Source organism: Anaeromassilibacillus senegalensis, assembly GCF_001261775.1.
Lineage (GTDB): Bacteria > Bacillota > Clostridia > Oscillospirales > Acutalibacteraceae > Anaeromassilibacillus > Anaeromassilibacillus senegalensis.
The window spans coordinates 546,311-563,465 of sequence record NZ_LN868536.1 but is presented as its reverse complement, the minus strand read 5'-3'; the positions used below and the strand labels follow the sequence as shown (position 1 = coordinate 563,465).

Genomic DNA, 17,155 nt, shown 5'->3' with positions numbered 1-17,155 from the left:
ATTCATGCCCCACCGCGTGGAAACCTGCTGTTTTTGTTAAATCTATAATTTTAGGAATACTATGCGGTTACTCCATCATGCCCTTCACACAACGCCGCCCGCATCGTGCCACAGGCTAACGAACTTTTCCATCCGGCATGATTCAATGTTCTCCCAGCCGCCAGAAGCTCTGCTTCCGGACACGGCGTGAGGTTATTATACCATATTCTTCTAATTCAGATGAACGGTAAATTTTACCATTCCCTAATTAGAACCGGTTCTATTCTTGTTTCATTTTCCAAATTCACATCTTATTCTACCGAGTCGAGTTCGACAAAGTCTACCGTGACAATGGTGCCCGGCGGCACATCGCTTCCCTCCGGAATACTTTGCAGGTTGGATACCGCATTCTTCCCAGTAAGCGCCGCACCGGAAATGCTGATATTGATGCCGGCGTTTGTTGCTGCCGCATTGGCCTGTGACAAGGTCAGCCCGGTCAGCTTTGGCACCTTGACCGTCTTCGATGCGCTCTCCTCGTCAGTAAACAGCACCATCTGCCCGTTCTTCGGGATGCTCTTGCCCGGTTCCGGCACCTGGGAAACTACTGTGGCGCCGTTGCCGTAAACCTTTGCTTCCAGTTCCGCGGTCTGAATGGTATTCTGCGCCTCCTGTACGCTCTTGCCGCGCACATCCGGCGTGGTTGTATCCAGCTTGGCAAGCTCCTCTTCCGTGTATTTCGCCTCAATGCCCAGATACGGAAGGATTTCGCTCATGGTCTTTGCAAACGGCGGTCCCGCGATCGCACTGCCGAACACCTGCCCGTTTTGGCGGAGCGGTTCGTCAAAGAACACCAGCATGGCAACCTGCGGATCGTCCGCCGGCGCATAGCCGCAATAAGAGGCGATATATTTCTTTTCTCCCTGTTTGCCCTGCGCGATCCACTCCGCAATTTTTTCCGACGTACCGGTTTTTCCCGCCACACGGTATCCGGCAATGTAACCGTTTTTCGCCGTGCCGGTGGTAGCGGTCTGCTGCAGAATGGCGCTGACGCGCTGGGAGGTATCATTGGAAATTACCTGGCGTTTGACGGTGGTATCCGTCGTGCGGATGATATTGCCGTCGTCGTCGATAACCTGTGCCACCACATGCGGCTGTACCAGATAGCCGCCGTTGGCAACCGCAGCCGCGCCGGTGATCATCTGGATCGGCGTAATACTGAAGTTCTGTCCAAAGGACTCTGTCGCCAATTCAACCGGGCCCATGTTTTCATCGTAGTAAATGCTGCGGGATTCGCCGGGCAGATCAATGCCCGTCTTCTGTGTAAACCCAAAGGCCTCAAAATATTTAAAGAAGGTTTTCGGTCCCAGCCGTTCGCCAACCTGGATAAAAACCGGGTTGCAGGAATTGCACAGTCCCTGTGAAAAGGTTTCGCCGCCGTGTCCCGCTGTTTTCCAGCAGCTGATGCGGCGGTCCGCCACTATATAATAGCCAGGGCAGGAAAACGGCGAATTTTCATTAATAACGCCTTCCTCAAAGCCCATGGACGAAGTAACCATCTTAAAAACAGAACCGGGATAATAGGTATCGCTGACGCATTTATTTCTCCATTGCTTCTGACGCGCTTCGTTCAGCGCCTTTTTCCGCTCCTCTCCCTGCAAGGCGTCTACCGCCGCCTTTTCAGTGGGATCGGCAAGTGTAAATGGGTCGTTCGGGTCAAAGTCCCCCTTGACCGCCATGCCGAGGATCGCACCGGTTTTGACATTCATGACGATGCCGCAGGCGCGGTTGCGCGCGCCGCTGTTCACAACGCCTTCCTCCAGGTATTTTTCCAGGAAGTGCTGCACCACCTCATCCAGCGTCAACACCAGGCTGTAGCCGTTCTGCGGCTCCACCCGCTGCTCATAATCAAAGGACATATCCGTGCCCAGCGCGTTTTTCGCCGTCACCAGCCGGCCGGAAACACCCGTCAGGGTGGCATCATACTGCGCTTCTATACCAGCCAATCCCTGGCTGTCGGAACCGGTAAATCCCAGCACAGAGGACGCAAACTTTCCATACGGGTAGTAGCGCTTGTAGTCTTCAATCAACCGGATGCCGTTGCCGATTTGATTGTCCTTTTTAAATTTGACAATTTCATCCTTGATTTCTGTTTCTACTTTGCCCTTTACCACATCGTAATATGTTTTTTTCTGACTGCGCTCCAGCAGCTCGTTCTTGTCCAAATCCAGTATCTCTGCAAGGCCGGTACAGATCAGGTCCCGGTTCTTATCCGTAATATAAGCCGGTTCTAATACGACTTTCCAGACATTGGCGCTCTCCGCAAGTACCTTCATATTGCAGTCATAGATCGTTCCGCGCTTTGCATTGATTGACGTATCCTTCAAATACTGGTCTACCGCGCGCGTTTGCAGCTCTTCCCCCTGCACGATCTGCAGCCGGAACAGACTGACGGCAACCGCGCCAAAACCGATGACAATCATGACGATCAGCATAAAGATCGTCCGATGCCACATCCTGATTGTTGTCCCCTTTGCCATCTGCAACCTCCAAATTATAAAACGGAGAGTCAAGAATTCTCTTAACTCTCCCGTTCTGGTATTGATCCGCACCTTTTCCTCAATAGACCGGCCACAGAGCAATTGTAGCAAATGTTTTCAACCATTTGGCGGTCCGGAAAAATTGCAGCTTTGTCGCCACATTCTTCCCGTCCTCGTCTCCTTTTTGAATTGATTCACTGCAACTGTTCTGATACTGTTCATTCCATATCTATTGAAACAAGGTTCTTTTTATGACAACAGCTGCTGGATAAAATCCCATATGGAAGTCAGCAGATTTTGAGACTGCTCCTCTTCCACCACCTGGCTCTTGTCTCCCTTCGACAGGCTGATATATTCCACCTGGCTCTGTTCGATCTTTCGCATCCCAAGGTTGTTCTCCGCATAATCTTCAACGGTCTGCAGGGAAAGTTTGGCGTCCGACTTCATTTTTAACTGTACATAGACACTCTGCTGCTCTTCCAAAACGGTCGAATAGGTGTTGATGTCCTCAGTCAATTCTGTCAGACGGACCTGCCCATACACCAGTGAACCGGCAATGGTCATCATGGCCAGTAAAAACAGGCTCATAGAAATAACCTTCAGCCCCCTGTGCTTTGGACGGCGGTTCTTTTCCAGTTGTTCCTGCGGAAGACGTATGATATTATTTTTTTGCTGCTGCTCCTGTTCCAGTTGTCTCTTCGGCTCAAAAAGTTCAAAATCATACGCTTCGCCTTTGCGGTGTGTCGCCATCCACAGACCCTTCTTTCCGTTTCTTTTTTAACGTTTTATGCAAACCCGCAGCCGCGCACTGCGGCTCCGGGGGTTATACTCCAATTCTGCTTCACTGGGGGCCAGTCCCTTTTTGTATAACAATTCTGCCTTTGGCTGCTTACCGCACACGCATACCGGAAAATCCGGCGGACAGGTGCAGCCCTGGCACCAGGACGCCATACGCTGCTTGACCATGCGGTCCTCCAGCGAATGGAAGGTGATAACCGCCAAGCGTCCGCCCGGCTTTAACAGGGAAAACGCGGCGTCCAGCCCTTTGGAAAGGCAATCCAGCTCCCCGTTAACCTCAATTCGCAGCGCCTGAAAGGTTTTCCGGGCGGGATGCCCCTGCTCCCTGCGCACCGCGGCTGGCACGGAAGCCTTGATAATCTCCGCGAGCTGCACGGTTGTTTCAATTGGCGCGCTTTCCCGCGCCTTGACAATTCCCTTTGCAATGCTCTTCGCATTGCGGTCCTCGCCGTATTGGCTGATGATGCGCGCCAACTCCTGCCAGGTCAGCGTGTTGACCAAATCCCTGGCACTCGGCCCCTGCTGGCTCATGCGCATGTCGAGCGGCGCGTCGGTGTGGTAAGAAAAGCCCCGCTCCGGGGTGTCCAGCTGGTGGGAGGATACGCCGATATCCAGCAACACACCGTCCACCGGGGGCAAATCCAAGTCCCTCGCCACGCGGTCCATCTCTGAAAAATTGGCGCGTGCCAAAACCGAACAGGAATACGAGCGCAGCCGTTCCCGCACCACCTCGATGGCGTCGGGGTCCTGATCAATTGAGAGCAGCTTTCCTGTGGTCAGCCGTTCTGCGATTGCTCTGGAATGGCCGCCGCCTCCGGCAGTCCCGTCTATGTAAACTCCATCCGGGTGGATCGCAAGCGATTCAATCGCTTCATCGAACAACACCGGCTTGTGGTGAAACTCCATGCTATCTCCTCCGGCCGCACTCGGCAAACACCGCGCCGAAGGCCATTTTAAAAGTCCACATCCTCCATAATCTGGGTGACGTTGTCGCTGTTCAAACCGGCATTAAAATCTGTCCACTTCTGCGCGTCCCAAATTTCTCCCCGGTTCATAGCGCCAATAAATGTGACATCTTTGGTCAGGCCCGCATACTCCCGCAGTGGCTGCGGCAGCAGGATGCGTCCCTGCTTGTCCGGCTCCGCCTCCATCGCACCGGCAAAGAAAAACAGCTGAATCTTTCTCGCCTTGCTCATGGGCATTGCCAGAACCTTTTCCTGAAGTTTTTGCCATTCAGCGGGAGGGAGAACGAACAGACAACCATCCATTCCCTTCGTGACATAAAAACGCTCGCCCAAATCCTCCCGGAACCGAGCGGGTACAATCACGCGGCCTTTCTGGTCGATATTATGTTGGTATTCGCCAATCAACATAATCGTGCCTTTTTCAGGGCAAATGCTGGCTATGTCAACCACAGCGCACTACTTTGCCCCACCTTCCCCCACTTAATGATCTGATTATACTCTATAGATAACAAAATTGCAACCATTTCATTGCATTTATGTCAACCAAAATAGTATTTTTCAGGAATTATAAGTGCCAATTTTCCGTATATAGATATAAAAAAGGAGACCCACCACAAGATCTTGTGTTGGGTCTCCTAATTTTTTCCAATTTCCTTAGATTGTTCCCAAAAACTTCAGGAAATGCATGTACAAAACGCACAAAAATCAATGGTTTAGTTTTGTCCGGAACGCTGGGTTGCTTTAATGTTCTGGCGGGTTTTACGCAGCTCCGCAAGATTTGCCGCCAACGCGTCGTCCGTGCGCTTCATCAGGTCTTCCACATAGTCGTTGGACGCTTTGCGCATCTCCCGCGCTTTTAATTGGGCCTGCGTCACCAGATCGTTTGCCTTCTGCTGTGCGGCGCGGACAATCTCATCCTGGTTGACCATCGCTTTGGAACGCTCTTCCGCCACGCGGACAATGGTCTCCGCTTCCCGCTTGGCATCGCTGATAATCTGCGCGCGGTCTGCCACAATCGCCTTCGCCTGGCGCAGCTCTTTGGGAAGGTTCTCCCGGATCTCGTCCAGAATCTGCCGTACCTCATCCCCATCGAGGACCGCGCGTCCGCGGCTCAGCGGAAGGTTCCACGCCTTCTCCACCATTTCGTACAGTTCGTCAATCAATTCTTCAACATTCATTGTATTTGACCATTCCTTTCAGAGAGCCGCGGGAACAATCCGCGCACCTTACCCTTTTGAGGCGTAAATTCTTTCTTTAATGTCCTCCAGAATACAGGCCGGGACAAAGTTGGATATATCGCCGCCAAAACCGGCGATCTGTTTGACAATACTGGAGCTGAGAAACATATTTTCCGACCGTGTGATCAGAAACATCGTCTCCAGCTGGGGGTTCAGCTTCTTATTGGTCAGCGCCTGCTGGAACTCATATTCAAAGTCGGACAGCGCGCGCAGGCCTTTTACAATTGCGTCGGCGCTGCGTATGCGGGCATAGTCCGCCAGCAGGCCGTCAAAACAGACAACTTCCACATCGTCCATATTTCCAATACATTTTTGAATCAGAGTCACCCGCTCTTCCGCGGTAAACAGCGTGTTCTTTTTGGGATTGACCATAACCGCCACAATGACGTGGTCAAAAATTTTGCGGGCACGCCCGATGATATCGAGATGGCCGATCGTAACGGGATCAAAACTGCCCGGACAGATTGCTGTTTTCATAACGTTGATTCCTTTCCAAGACCCTTCTGCAAAGGCGTCCTCCGCAGCGGTTTCCAGGTCTATTTCACGTTTTTACAGTTCTTTATGACGATACAGCGTCAGCAGGATTTTACCGTACCGGTAATCCTTTCCTTTGACAAAGTCTCCCGCCGTCTCCGGCAGCTTTTCGTCAGAGGGATGCTCACATATGATCGTCCCGCCCGGATTCATCACCGCAGCCACCATGGGCAGTGCGCGCTCCAGTAAGCCGGTCCGGTAGGGCGGATCGAGAAACGCAATATCAAACGGCTCGTTCCGGCGCAGCAAAAACGCGGAAAAATCCATATGCATCACCTGCGCACGGTCTGCCAAGCCGGTACTCTCCAAATTTTTTGTAACAACGGAAACGGGTTCTTTTCCCGCATCCACAAACACGGCTTCCTTTGCACCGCGGCTGAGCGCTTCTATGCCAAGCTGGCCGGAACCTGCAAACAGGTCGAGCACCCGGCGGCCTTCCATCTGAAACTGGAGGATGCTGAACAGTGCCTCCTTGACCCGTTCCGGCGTGGGGCGCACACTTGCACCTTCCAGCGTAATCAAACGCCTGCCGCGGGCCGAACCTGTGATAATCCGCATATTGTAACTCCTTATTTTCTCGCATCCATCGCTTTAGATGCCTTCTATTATCCCATCATCCCGCCCATCTGTCAAGAACCTGCCGCCCGCAGAGGTACGGCTTCTTCGGTGGAAGCCCTGGATGATCCCTGTTTTCTTTTTCTACTCGCCCGGTTCGATTGGTTGGTTATTCTGTTCTTCGTTTCCTGGCGAACCGGTTTCGTTTAACGCGTGAAAATGCCGGTACACGGCAAGCGCGGACGGTTTTGTCATCCCGGGCGCGTTCTCCAGTTCTTCCAGATCGGCTTCCCGGATCGCGGTAATGGTGCGGAAATGTTTGAGCAGTGCCCGCGCACGGGATTGGCCGATTCCCTCAATCGAAGTCAGGGACGTGCTGAGTGTATTTTTCTTCCGGGTCTGCCGGTGGTAGCCGATTGCAAAACGGTGTACTTCTTCCTGAATCGCGCCTACCAGTGTAAACGCTTTGCGGTTCGGCTGAATGGCGATTTCCCCACCATTCGCCGCGATGGCGCGCGTACGGTGTTTGTCGTCCTTTACCATGCCGAATAGAGGGATGTTTAACTGGAACGAATCCAAAATGGGCTGCACCGCCGCCACATGGCCCTTGCCGCCGTCCAACAGGATCAGGTCCGGCAAGCGTCCGAAGCCCTCCCCGCTATCCTGGTTTTCCTGATATTCCCGCAGGCGGCGTCCAATGACCTCCCGCATGGAACCGTAATCGTCCTGCCCGTCCACCGTTTTGATCTGGAACTTCCGGTAGGCGCTCTTGAGCGGCCGTCCATTCTCAAACACCACCATGCCCGCCACATTGTCGCCGCCAGCCAGGTTGCTGATGTCGTATGCCTCGATATAAGCAGGCGGATGCGCCAGGCCCAAGAGCCGTCCCAGTTCGTCCAGCGCAGAGGCCTCCCGCCCGGTGCGCCCCATGGACTGCGCAAGCTGCTCAGCGGCATTGCTGCGGCACATTTCCACCAGATGGGCCTGTTCGCCCTTCTGTGGAATGGACACAGTCACCTTTCGGCCCGCCTTCCGGCTCAGCCACTCGGAAAGCAGAGCGGTATCCGTCGCCGGCCCGTCCAGCGTCACACGGGGCGGGATCCGGTCGCGCATCGAGTAGTACCGCTCGATAAATTCGCTGCGCGCCGCGCCTGCCTCACCGATTTCGCCCATCAAGTAGGTTTCCCGGTCGCACAGGCGGCCATTCATAAAGCGGAACACCTCGAAGCAGTTCTTTTCCGCCCCCTGCGCCAATGCGATAATATCCTGTTCTGGAACCTTCAGCGCCACCACCTTTTGGCGGTCGCTCATGCGCTTGATTGCCGCCAGGCGGTCCCGGATGTGCGCCGCGCGCTCAAACTCCAGGTTTTCTGCCGCATCTTCCATCTTTCTTGTTAATTCCTTCACACATGCCGCGCTGCCACCCCGCAAGAATTCAAGTGCATCCTTTACAGCCTCGTTGTACTCTTTTTCCGACAGCCTGCCCCGGCAGGGCGCGCTGCACTGTTTAATAAAATAGTTCAGGCAGGGCCGCCCCTTGCCGATATCCTGTGGGAATTTGCGGGAGCACGACGGCAGGCGGAAAATCTTCAACGCCTCGTCAACGGACTCCTTGGTCGCCCAGGAGCTGACGTACGGTCCCAGGTATTCCGCGCCGTCGTTCAGCATCTGCTTGGCCTGCGAAATCCGCGGCCACGGGCCTTTGGTCACCTTAATATAATGGTAGCCCTTATCGTCCTTCAACAGGATGTTATACTTGGGCGTGTGCTGCTTGATGAGGCTGCATTCCAGCACCAGCGCCTCAAATTCACTGTCCGTCAGAATATATTCAAAGTCCTCCACATTGCTGACCATGCGGCGAACCTTATCATCGTGGTTTTTTTCGCTGCCAAAATACTGACTGACGCGGTTTTTCAATGCTTTCGCTTTGCCAATATAGATAATCTTCCCGGTCTTGTCGCGCATGATATACACACCGGGATGCAGCGGCAGGCGCATCGCTTTTTTGCGCAGCTCTTTGATATGTTCTTTTTGTTCCTCCATGGACGCGCCCTCCTTTTTCTTTTATGTTCCCTGCAAACAAAAACAGCACCGCCTGTGAAAGCGGTGCTGTCTGGTGAGCGACTTATTCTGCAAAACCGGACTTGACCAAATCGACCAAGCTGTTTACAGCTTCTTCCTCATCAGCGCCGTCAGCAATGATGCGGATGGATGTACCGCCAACGATACCGAGGGACAGTACGCCCAACAGACTTTTCGCATTGACGCGTCTTTCTTCCTTTTCCACCCAAATTGAGGATTTATACTCATTTGCTTTCTGGATAAAGAACGTTGCCGGACGCGCATGCAGTCCCACCTGATTCTGAACCAATACCTCTTTTACGCACATTTTAATCCACTCCTAAAAAAATCATAATCAAAAATCAAAGCAAAACAACACAACCTACTAAACTCTATCTTGCTAGTTATTATATCACAATTCGGAATGCCGTCAACAAATTTGAAAAACTTTGGATTGATAACCGAATCGTACCTTTTATGTCCCCCGCTCCTTTGTGCAACTTAACGTAATTGTTGAAAACTTTTGTACCGTATACCATATCTTCTTGATGGACCGCCTGACAAAATCAGGCAAAATGTACAGGGATTTATTATTTTTCCACATGAGTTTCCAACGAAGAAAGAAACTTTTTGTCCGCTTTTGTAAGCTCTGCCCGCGCCAGCAGATCAGGTCTTTTGTGCAAAGTGCGCAAAAGTGACTGTTGTCTTCTCCATTGGGAAATATTGGCATGGTGTCCTGTCAGCAGGACCGGAGGGACTTCTCTTCCACGCCAGACAGCCGGCCTTGTATACTGTGGATATTCCAGCAGGCCATTGTAGTGGCTCTCCTCCTCAAAGCATTCGTCGCCGGAGAGCACACCGTCCTTCATACGGCATACGGCGTCCGCTACCACCATGGCTGGCAGCTCGCCGCCTGTGAGCACATAGTCCCCAATGGAAATTTCTTCGTCGACGTACGCGTCCAGCACGCGCTCGTCCACACCTTCATAATGCCCACATAGAATGGCAATATTCTCAAATCCTGCCAATTCTTTTACTTTTTCCTGCGTCAGCACGCTTCCCTGTGGGGACATATAGAGTACATGCGGTTTTTCCCCGAGCTGCTCAATCACGTTGTCCATACACAGCGCGATCGGCTCCGCCATCAGCAGCATTCCCATCCCGCCGCCGAAGAGCGTATCGTCTACCCGGTTATGTTTATCATACGCAAAATTACGGATTTGGTGACAGCACACCTGGACCGCGCCGCGCCGACGCGCGCGGCCAATGATGCTCTCCGCCATCACAGTTTCGCACATCTCCGGAAAGAGCGTGAGGATGTCAATCCGCATCTTCAAAAATCCCCCTCAGCGGCCGGATTTTCAACACGCCGCCGTCAATATCCACCTCCCGGACCACATCCGGAATGGCGGGGACCAGGTAGTTTACCTTGTCCTCCCCGGTCACCTGGTATACATCGTTGGCGCCGGTCCGCATCACCTCGGTCAGCAGGCCGTAACGCTTCCCTGTATCCGCGTCCAGGACGGTCAGGCCGATCATATCCTGCATAAAATACTGGCCCTTTGGCAGCTTCACGTCCGCGCGGTCCAGGTAGAGAATTTTACCGCGCAGCGCATCCGCCTGTTCCACGGTATCCACGCCCTCCAGCTGAAGCAGCAGCAAACTCTTGTGCACGCGGGAGGAAACCACTTTCAGTTTTTCCGCTCCGCGCTCCCCGTATAGATTGCGCAGCTTCGCCAGAAACGCGGCGGAGTCGCACCACGGCTCCACGCGCAGCTCCCCGCGGACGCCATGTGTCCCCACAATCCGGCCTGCTTCCAAATATTGATTCCGCATTTTATCCCTCCTGGTTTGCTTATATAAAAAATAGCTGATTCCGAAAAAACTTCCGCGCGAAACGATAGGAAAGCCACAGCAGTCCATTTTTTGTTATACTTAAAAGTGGAAAATCCAAGGATTTTCTTGATGTAATAAAAAAGAGAGGGCGGACAAACGTCAGCCCCCCTTTATGCTCAGTCGATTTCGACAGAAATCTTCCCGTTGGTACGGGTCGCAGCAGCACGCATTACGACGCGGATCGCCTTTGCGATGCGTCCCTGCTTGCCGATTACCCGACCCATGTCGTTTTCCGCAACATGCAGATGATAAACAACGGAACCGTCCTGTCCGGGCTCGTCGACATCGACGGAAACGGCGGACGGATCTTCTACAAGGCCCTGAGCGATTGCAGTCAGCAATTCCTTCATGTTAACCTCCGTGTGCAACACATAGCCAATTAAAGAACGCCGTTCTTCTTGAACAGAGCCTTCACGGTATCGGTGGGCTGTGCGCCGTTGGAAATCCACTTCTTCGCCTTCTCAGCGTCGACTTTCACAACGGACGGCTCCTGCATCGGATCGTATGTGCCGATTTCTTCAATGAAGCGGCCATCGCGCGGATAACGGGAATCTGCAACAACAATGCGGTAGAACGGAGCTCTCTTGGCACCCATTCTGCGCAGTCTGATCTTAACTGCCATAATTTTCACCTCCATAACAAATTGTTTGTATGATCTTAAACAAGGGAATTCCCTCGGTGTAAGATATCCGGATTTTAGAAGCCGAAACGCCTCTTGCCCTTGCCGCGCAGCTGCTTCATCATCTTCTGCATCTGCTCAAACTGGCGCAGCAGGCGGTTGACATCCTCCACCCGCATGCCGCTGCCCGCCGCGATGCGGCGCTTGCGGGACGGGTTGATAACCGACGGCTTTTCGCGCTCCTCCTTCGTCATGGAAAGAATGATCGCCGCCATGCGGTCCATGTCGCGGTCGTCGATGTCCACATCCTTGAGCTGTTTCTCCATGCCCGGCATCTTGCTGAGAACGGATTTCAGCGGACCCATGCGCTTGATCTGCGTAAACTGGTCAAGCAGGTCATTGAGGTCCATTTTATTTTCCAGCATCCGGCGGGAAACCTTTTCCGCCGCTTTCTGGTCCATTTTGCTTTGCGCGTCCTCGATCAGCGTGAGCACATCGCCCATGCCGAGGATTCGCGAGGCCATGCGGTCCGGGTGGAAAACCTCCAGATCCTCCAGCTTTTCGCCTGTGCCTGCAAACTTGATCGGCTTGCCTGTCACCGCGCGCACGGAGAGCGCCGCGCCGCCGCGGGTGTCGCCGTCCAGCTTGGTGAGAATTACGCCGGTGATGGACAGCTTCTCATCAAATGTCTTGGCCACGTTGACGGCTTCCTGACCGGTCATGGCATCGACCACCAGCAGAATGTCCGAGGGATTGACGGCCTCCTGAATGTTCTTCAGCTCGTCCATCAGCACTTCATCAATCTGCAACCGGCCCGCTGTATCGATAATGACATAGTCGTTGCCGTAATCCTTCGCCCGCTTGATCGCCTCTTTACAGATTTTCACCGGCTTTTCGGTGCCCATTTCAAAAACGGGCACGCCCGCCTTTGAACCAACCACCTGCAGCTGCTTGATCGCCGCCGGGCGGTAGATATCTCCCGCAACCAGCAGGGGGCGATGCCCCTGGCTTTTCAGCATCTTTGCCAGCTTGCCGGCGTGCGTCGTTTTACCAGCGCCCTGCAGGCCGCACATCATGATGATGGCAGGCGGGCTGGCCGGGGATACCAAACGCGTTTCGCCGCCGCCCATCAGGGCCGTCAGCTCTTCATCTACAATTTTGACCACCATCTGCGCGGGCGTCAGGCTTTCCATCACCTCTGCGCCGATGGCACGGTCCGTAATCTTCTTTGTGAATTCTTTTGCAACCTTATAGTTGACGTCGGCCTCCAGAAGCGCCAGGCGCACTTCTCGCATCGCCTCTTTTACATCGGCTTCGCTCAGCTTGCCCTTCGACTTCAGCCGTTTAAAGGCCGCGGAAAGTTTATCTGCCAATCCTTCGAATGCCAAAGCAAATCTCCTCTCGCCTGCAAGGTTATTCGCACAACTGCTGTGCAAGCTCCAATATCATCCGTGTATTCTCCTCGATGTCGCGGGAATACACATGCTGTTTGTTATAGTCCTGAATGCGGCGGGCCGAATCGCTGATGCGCTCCAAGCCGTCCCGCACCTCGCGGAACCGCTTCGCCAATCCGAGGCGCGCTTCCATCTCCAGAAGCTGGTATTCCGCCCGCTTGATCGAGTCGCGCACGCCCTGGCGCGTAATGCCTTCGTTGTCCGCGATCTCAGAAAGAGACAGGTCGTCGTTGTAATAGAACTCGATTACCTCGCGCTGTTTTTCCGTCAGCATTTCGCCGTAGAAGTCCAGCAACAGGGAGATCTCCAGATTCTTCGCCACGTCCTGCCCTCCTTGTCTGTAAAGTTATTTGCTTTACAGTTGGCAATTATACAACACTTCCAGAAAATTGTCAATAGCTGCCGCGCAGAAAATCGCTCAGCTTTTGACGAATTCCCTCCTCCAGGCGGTCGAGGTTTCCGGTCACATCGACTAAAAAGCCTGTATCCGTGACAGAAAGCGACTGCACCGTCAGCCCAACACTGCCGCCAAGGATGTTTTCATCAAAAAAGGACGATGGCATGGAAATCTTTTCTTCCAGAATGGAGACCTCCGGCGGAGCAACGCTTTTTACCGCTGCAAGCATCCACTGCGTTGGAACCGGCAGACGACCGAGGTGGACGGATTGCACCTTTGCCCAGAGTTCTTCTCCGTCACACCCAAGTTCCAGCTGCGCGCTGAGCGGCAGGCGCAGGCCGCGGAAGGAAATCGGCGCATAAAATTCCGCACTGCCCTCTTTTGTAGTGACACATTGCAAATCCAGCAGTTGTATGTCTCCTGCCGGCAGCTCGGCCAACTTTTCCGCTATCAGACCATTGACCTCCTCTCGGGTGAACGTCACCGGATCGCCTGTCAAAACGGCATCCATCAGCTTGCGCACCGTCGTATCCGGCTGCACGCCGGCGCTGACAGCATCCGTATATGGATCGTTCAGCGCCAGACCGGCGACGGCGGCGATCCCACCGACCAATATCGCCAAAACAATCAACACAGCGGCCAGTCCTTTTCGGCTCTTCTTTTTCTCTTCCATTTTTCGTTCCCCTTCTTTCCATAACCTGGAATTCTATTTGCTTGTAAAGAAAGGCTCAGGCAGTACATTGCCGCCTGAGCCTCCCGCTCATGTTATTTTTATGAAACGCCCGTCCGCTTTATACGGCCTACAGGATCATGACAAAGGTTCCCGCCGTAATCAAAAGTCCGCCAATGACGGTTTTTAAATCCATTTTTTCATGCAGAAACAGGAACGCCAGCACCATCGTAATGACCACACTGAATTTGTCGATGGGCACCACCTTGGATACCGGCCCAATTTGAATGGCATGGTAGTAACACATCCAGGAAAGCCCCGTCGCCAACCCGGACAGGATCAAAAACAGAAAGCTGCGCCCGGAAATATTGGCAATTCCCGCCTGAGAGCCCGTTGCAAATACAATTCCCCAGGCCAGCAGCAATACCACCACCGTGCGGATTGCTGTGGCGAGGTTGGAATTGATCCCTTCGATGCCGATCTTTGCCAAAATAGAGGTCAGCGCCGCAAATACCGCCGAACCGATCGCAAACAGTACCCACATCTGTTTCTTCCCCTTCTCACGTGTCACAATAACACCCCGTTTTTATCTCCATTTTACTTTTTATTTTAATTCCACAATGGTGACGCCCGCTTCCCCCTCGCCAAAGGTGCCGAGCCGGAAGTTCTTGACGCTGGGATGGCGCCGCAAATGCGTTTGTACCGCCGCGCGCAGAGCGCCCGTGCCCTTGCCGTGAATTATGGTGAGCTGGCTGATTCCCGCCAGAAGCGCGGAATCGATAAACTGGTCCACATTGATGATCGCTTCGTCCGACATCTGACCGCGCAGATCGAGCTCCATCGCGGCCCGCACATTGGAGCGGTTGATGCTGCGCGTCACCGTCCCCTGCTGTTTCTTCGCCTGTTTTTCACTGATCAGACGCAGGTTGGACACCGGCACGCGCGTCTGTATGATCCCGGCCTGTACCAGCGCCGTTTTGCCGTCCTTTTCCGGCGGCTGCAGCACCGTTCCCTTTTTGTCAATGTCGTAGATCAAAACTGTATCGCCCTTTTTCAGCGGGCGGGGCAGCACATAGTCCTCGCCTTCCTTCCGGTTGACCGGGTCCGCCTCATCCTCCAGCTTGCGCAGGCCGGACTTCAGCTTCGCCTTTTGTTCCGCTGTCAGAATTTTATTCTGCTTCTTGCGCAGCTCCTCCATCTCGTTGAGCATGGCGTCGATCTGGCCACGGGTGCGGGCAATCAGCTCCGCTGCCCGCTGGCGCGCGCGCTCCATCTCTTTATCCGCTTCCGCGTCAATGGATTCCCGGCGCTCTTTCGCCGCACGGCTGGCCTCCTCGGCCGCCATGCGCTGGCGTTCCGCCTCTTTGCGCTCCGCTTCCAGCTTCTGGCGGCTGGTTTCCAAGCTCTGTACCACATCTTCAAAGCGGGTGTTCTCGCTGGATACCAGCGCCTTCGCGTGTTCCACAATCTCCGGGGCCATCCCCAGCCGCAGGGAAATTGCAAACGCGTTGGAACGGCCTGGGACGCCGATCAGCAGACGGTAGGTGGGCCGCAGGGTGGTCACGTCGAACTCGCAGCAGGCGTTTTCCACGCCGGGCGTTTGCAGCGCATAGGCTTTCAGTTCCGCATAATGCGTCGTCGCCGCGATGCGCGCGCCCTTGTTGCGAATGGCTTCCAGAATGGACATTGCCAGTGCCGCACCCTCGACCGGGTCCGTACCCGCCCCCAGCTCGTCCAGCAGGACCAAACTGCAAGCGTCCGCCTGATCAAAAATTTTGATGATATTCGTCATGTGCGCGGAAAAGGTGGAGAGCGACTGCTCAATACTCTGCTCGTCCCCGATGTCCGCCAGCACGTTTTGAAAGACGGAAATCTGGCTGTTGTCCGCAACCGGCAGCAGCAGGCCGCACATTGCCATCAGCGTCAGCAGGCCGACCGTTTTTAAGGAGACTGTTTTACCGCCCGTATTCGGGCCCGTGATGACCAGCGTGTCGAAGTGTATGCCCAGCTCGATATCCGTCGGCACCACCTTATTTTTATCGATCAGCGGGTGACGGGCTTTTTTCAGCTCAATCCGTCCCTCGTCGTTGACCAGCGGCATGCTGGCCTTCATCTTATAGCCCAAATTGGCCTTGGCAAAAATCAGGTTTAACTCCACCGCGGCCCGGTAGCCGGAGATAATCCCGCTTGCAAAATTGCCCGCTTCCGCGGAAAGCTCCGCCAGGATGCGCTCGATCTCCACCTGTTCCCGGGAGAGCAGTACGCGCACCTCGTTGTTCGCTTCGACCACCGCCATCGGCTCCACGAAGACCGTCGCGCCGGAAGACGAGGTATCATGTACCAGGCCGGGCACATCGCCGCGGCACTCCGCTTTGACCGGCACCACAAAACGCCCGTCGCGCATGGTGATGATGGGGTCCTGCAAATATTTCTGCGTCGTCTGGGAACGCACCATCTTTTCCAGCTGTTCCCTGGCGCGGGAGGACGCCGAACGGATTTTCCGGCGAATCGCCGCCAGCTCCGGGGACGCATTATCTGCCATTTCTTCCTCCGACAGAATCGCGTTGTTGATGCGGTCTTCCAGATACTTATTCGGCATGATCTGCTCAAAGCGCCAATCCAGCATGCTTTTCACGCCCTCGCTCTTGCTGCGCCAATCCATGATGCCGCGCAGCGTGCGCAAAACCATAGCGACCCGCAGCAGCTCCACCATGTTCAGTGTGCCGCCGGCCTCCGCGCGGCGCAGGGAGTTTGATACGTCCTTCAGCCCGCCAAAGGACGGCACACCAAACCGCGCCATCATGGTGTGAGCTTCATCCGTCTCCGCCAGCAGCCGCTGTACCTCCGCCAGCGACGAGACCGGGCGCAGTGCCAGGGCAAGCTCCGCCGCCGCGTCACAGGAGGTTTCCTCCGCCAGCAGATGTAAAATTTTATCCAGTTCCAAGGCACGATAGTGCCTCTGCATTGTTTCACTCATCATTGTTTCCTCATTTAGTCTGTCTCATCATCCGCACGTTTACACATTGCGACATGCGGACAAAACTCATCCTGATAAACATTCCCATGGGCCGTATAGCCCAGATTTTCATAAAAGCCCTTCGCGCGAAGCTGGGCGGACAGCGTCCATTCCCTTGCGCCGCAATGCAGCGCAACCTGTTCCAGCTGATGTACAATCAGCGCGCCGATTCCTTTTCCCCGGTACGGCGGCAAAACCGCCACACGGCCAATGATCCAGGTTTCTTTTGCGCCATCCTTGGGAAATACGCGCCCGGTTGCTATCGGTCTGCCGTCCTCCCATGCCACCACATGGCGGGCAACCGGATCAATCTCGTCAAACTCATTTTGAAAGCCCTGTTCCTCCACAAAAACCGTCTGCCGGATCTTCTTTGCCTCCGGGTTTTCGTCCAATCCCAGGGTTTGTTTGTATGTAATCATTCTTTATAGCCAATCTC

General features: G+C 54.2%; 19 protein-coding genes. All 19 read right to left on the bottom strand.

Annotation, left to right across the window (positions count from 1 at the left end; translation table 11 throughout):
• Nucleotides 1–290: 290 nt before the first annotated feature.
• Nucleotides 291–2,516, bottom strand: a complete 2,226-nt coding sequence (locus BN2106_RS04810; RefSeq protein ID WP_050697426.1) for a penicillin-binding transpeptidase domain-containing protein — start codon at nucleotides 2,514–2,516, stop codon at nucleotides 291–293.
• Nucleotides 2,517–2,765: 249 nt separating this feature from the next.
• A complete protein-coding gene (locus BN2106_RS04805; protein ID WP_050697425.1) occupies nucleotides 2,766–3,266 on the bottom strand; it encodes a hypothetical protein in 501 nt (166 codons plus the stop codon).
• Nucleotides 3,267–3,293: 27 nt separating this feature from the next.
• Entirely contained in the window at nucleotides 3,294–4,220 is a 927-nt protein-coding gene (gene rsmH, locus BN2106_RS04800) for a 16S rRNA (cytosine(1402)-N(4))-methyltransferase RsmH (protein ID WP_050697424.1), read from the bottom strand.
• Nucleotides 4,221–4,267: 47 nt separating this feature from the next.
• Nucleotides 4,268–4,687 (bottom strand): division/cell wall cluster transcriptional repressor MraZ, encoded by a 420-nt coding sequence (mraZ, locus tag BN2106_RS04795; RefSeq protein WP_050697423.1) that lies wholly within the window; start codon nucleotides 4,685–4,687, stop codon nucleotides 4,268–4,270.
• A 305-nt stretch (nucleotides 4,688–4,992) separates the two neighbouring features.
• A complete protein-coding gene (locus tag BN2106_RS04790) occupies nucleotides 4,993–5,457 on the bottom strand; it encodes an ATPase (RefSeq protein WP_050697422.1) in 465 nt (154 codons plus the stop codon).
• 48 nt (nucleotides 5,458–5,505) lie between these two features.
• Complete coding sequence (gene coaD / locus BN2106_RS04785; RefSeq protein WP_050697421.1) at nucleotides 5,506–5,994, bottom strand: pantetheine-phosphate adenylyltransferase; 489 nt, start codon at nucleotides 5,992–5,994, stop codon at nucleotides 5,506–5,508.
• 72 nt (nucleotides 5,995–6,066) lie between these two features.
• Nucleotides 6,067–6,609, bottom strand: coding sequence for a 16S rRNA (guanine(966)-N(2))-methyltransferase RsmD (rsmD, locus tag BN2106_RS04780; protein ID WP_050697420.1), 543 nt, complete (start codon nucleotides 6,607–6,609; stop codon nucleotides 6,067–6,069).
• A gap of 141 nt (nucleotides 6,610–6,750) precedes the next feature.
• Complete coding sequence (gene uvrC, locus BN2106_RS04775; RefSeq protein WP_050697419.1) at nucleotides 6,751–8,649, bottom strand: excinuclease ABC subunit UvrC; 1,899 nt, start codon at nucleotides 8,647–8,649, stop codon at nucleotides 6,751–6,753.
• 82 nt (nucleotides 8,650–8,731) lie between these two features.
• Nucleotides 8,732–8,995: an HPr family phosphocarrier protein gene (locus tag BN2106_RS04770; RefSeq protein WP_050697418.1), complete on the bottom strand. Its 264-nt coding sequence runs from the start codon at nucleotides 8,993–8,995 to the stop codon at nucleotides 8,732–8,734.
• A 262-nt stretch (nucleotides 8,996–9,257) separates the two neighbouring features.
• Nucleotides 9,258–9,998, bottom strand: a complete 741-nt coding sequence (trmD, locus tag BN2106_RS04765) for a tRNA (guanosine(37)-N1)-methyltransferase TrmD (protein ID WP_050697417.1) — start codon at nucleotides 9,996–9,998, stop codon at nucleotides 9,258–9,260.
• On the bottom strand, nucleotides 9,988–10,503 hold the full coding sequence (rimM, locus tag BN2106_RS04760) for a ribosome maturation factor RimM (protein ID WP_050697416.1): 516 nt from the start codon (nucleotides 10,501–10,503) through the stop codon (nucleotides 9,988–9,990). The genes trmD and rimM overlap by 11 nt, the downstream gene beginning before the upstream one ends.
• A 176-nt stretch (nucleotides 10,504–10,679) precedes the next feature.
• Complete coding sequence (locus BN2106_RS04755) at nucleotides 10,680–10,913, bottom strand: KH domain-containing protein (RefSeq protein WP_050697415.1); 234 nt, start codon at nucleotides 10,911–10,913, stop codon at nucleotides 10,680–10,682.
• 29 nt (nucleotides 10,914–10,942) lie between these two features.
• Complete coding sequence (gene rpsP / locus BN2106_RS04750; protein ID WP_050697414.1) at nucleotides 10,943–11,185, bottom strand: 30S ribosomal protein S16; 243 nt, start codon at nucleotides 11,183–11,185, stop codon at nucleotides 10,943–10,945.
• A gap of 74 nt (nucleotides 11,186–11,259) precedes the next feature.
• Complete coding sequence (ffh, locus tag BN2106_RS04745; RefSeq protein ID WP_050697413.1) at nucleotides 11,260–12,570, bottom strand: signal recognition particle protein; 1,311 nt, start codon at nucleotides 12,568–12,570, stop codon at nucleotides 11,260–11,262.
• A 25-nt stretch (nucleotides 12,571–12,595) separates the two neighbouring features.
• Nucleotides 12,596–12,958 carry a YlxM family DNA-binding protein gene (ylxM, locus tag BN2106_RS04740; protein WP_050697412.1) on the bottom strand — a complete coding sequence of 121 codons (363 nt, stop codon included), beginning with the start codon at nucleotides 12,956–12,958 and terminating at the stop codon, nucleotides 12,596–12,598.
• Nucleotides 12,959–13,028: 70 nt separating this feature from the next.
• A complete protein-coding gene (locus BN2106_RS04735; protein ID WP_050697411.1) occupies nucleotides 13,029–13,706 on the bottom strand; it encodes a hypothetical protein in 678 nt (225 codons plus the stop codon).
• Nucleotides 13,707–13,833: 127 nt separating this feature from the next.
• Nucleotides 13,834–14,247 (bottom strand): EamA family transporter, encoded by a 414-nt coding sequence (locus BN2106_RS04730; RefSeq protein ID WP_050697410.1) that lies wholly within the window; start codon nucleotides 14,245–14,247, stop codon nucleotides 13,834–13,836.
• A 60-nt stretch (nucleotides 14,248–14,307) separates the two neighbouring features.
• Nucleotides 14,308–16,668, bottom strand: coding sequence for an endonuclease MutS2 (locus tag BN2106_RS04725; RefSeq protein WP_050697591.1), 2,361 nt, complete (start codon nucleotides 16,666–16,668; stop codon nucleotides 14,308–14,310).
• A 26-nt stretch (nucleotides 16,669–16,694) separates the two neighbouring features.
• The gene (locus BN2106_RS04720) at nucleotides 16,695–17,138 is read right to left on the bottom strand and encodes a GNAT family N-acetyltransferase (protein WP_050697409.1); all 444 of its coding nucleotides are present in this window, start codon (nucleotides 17,136–17,138) and stop codon (nucleotides 16,695–16,697) included.
• Nucleotides 17,139–17,155: the final 17 nt, after the last annotated feature.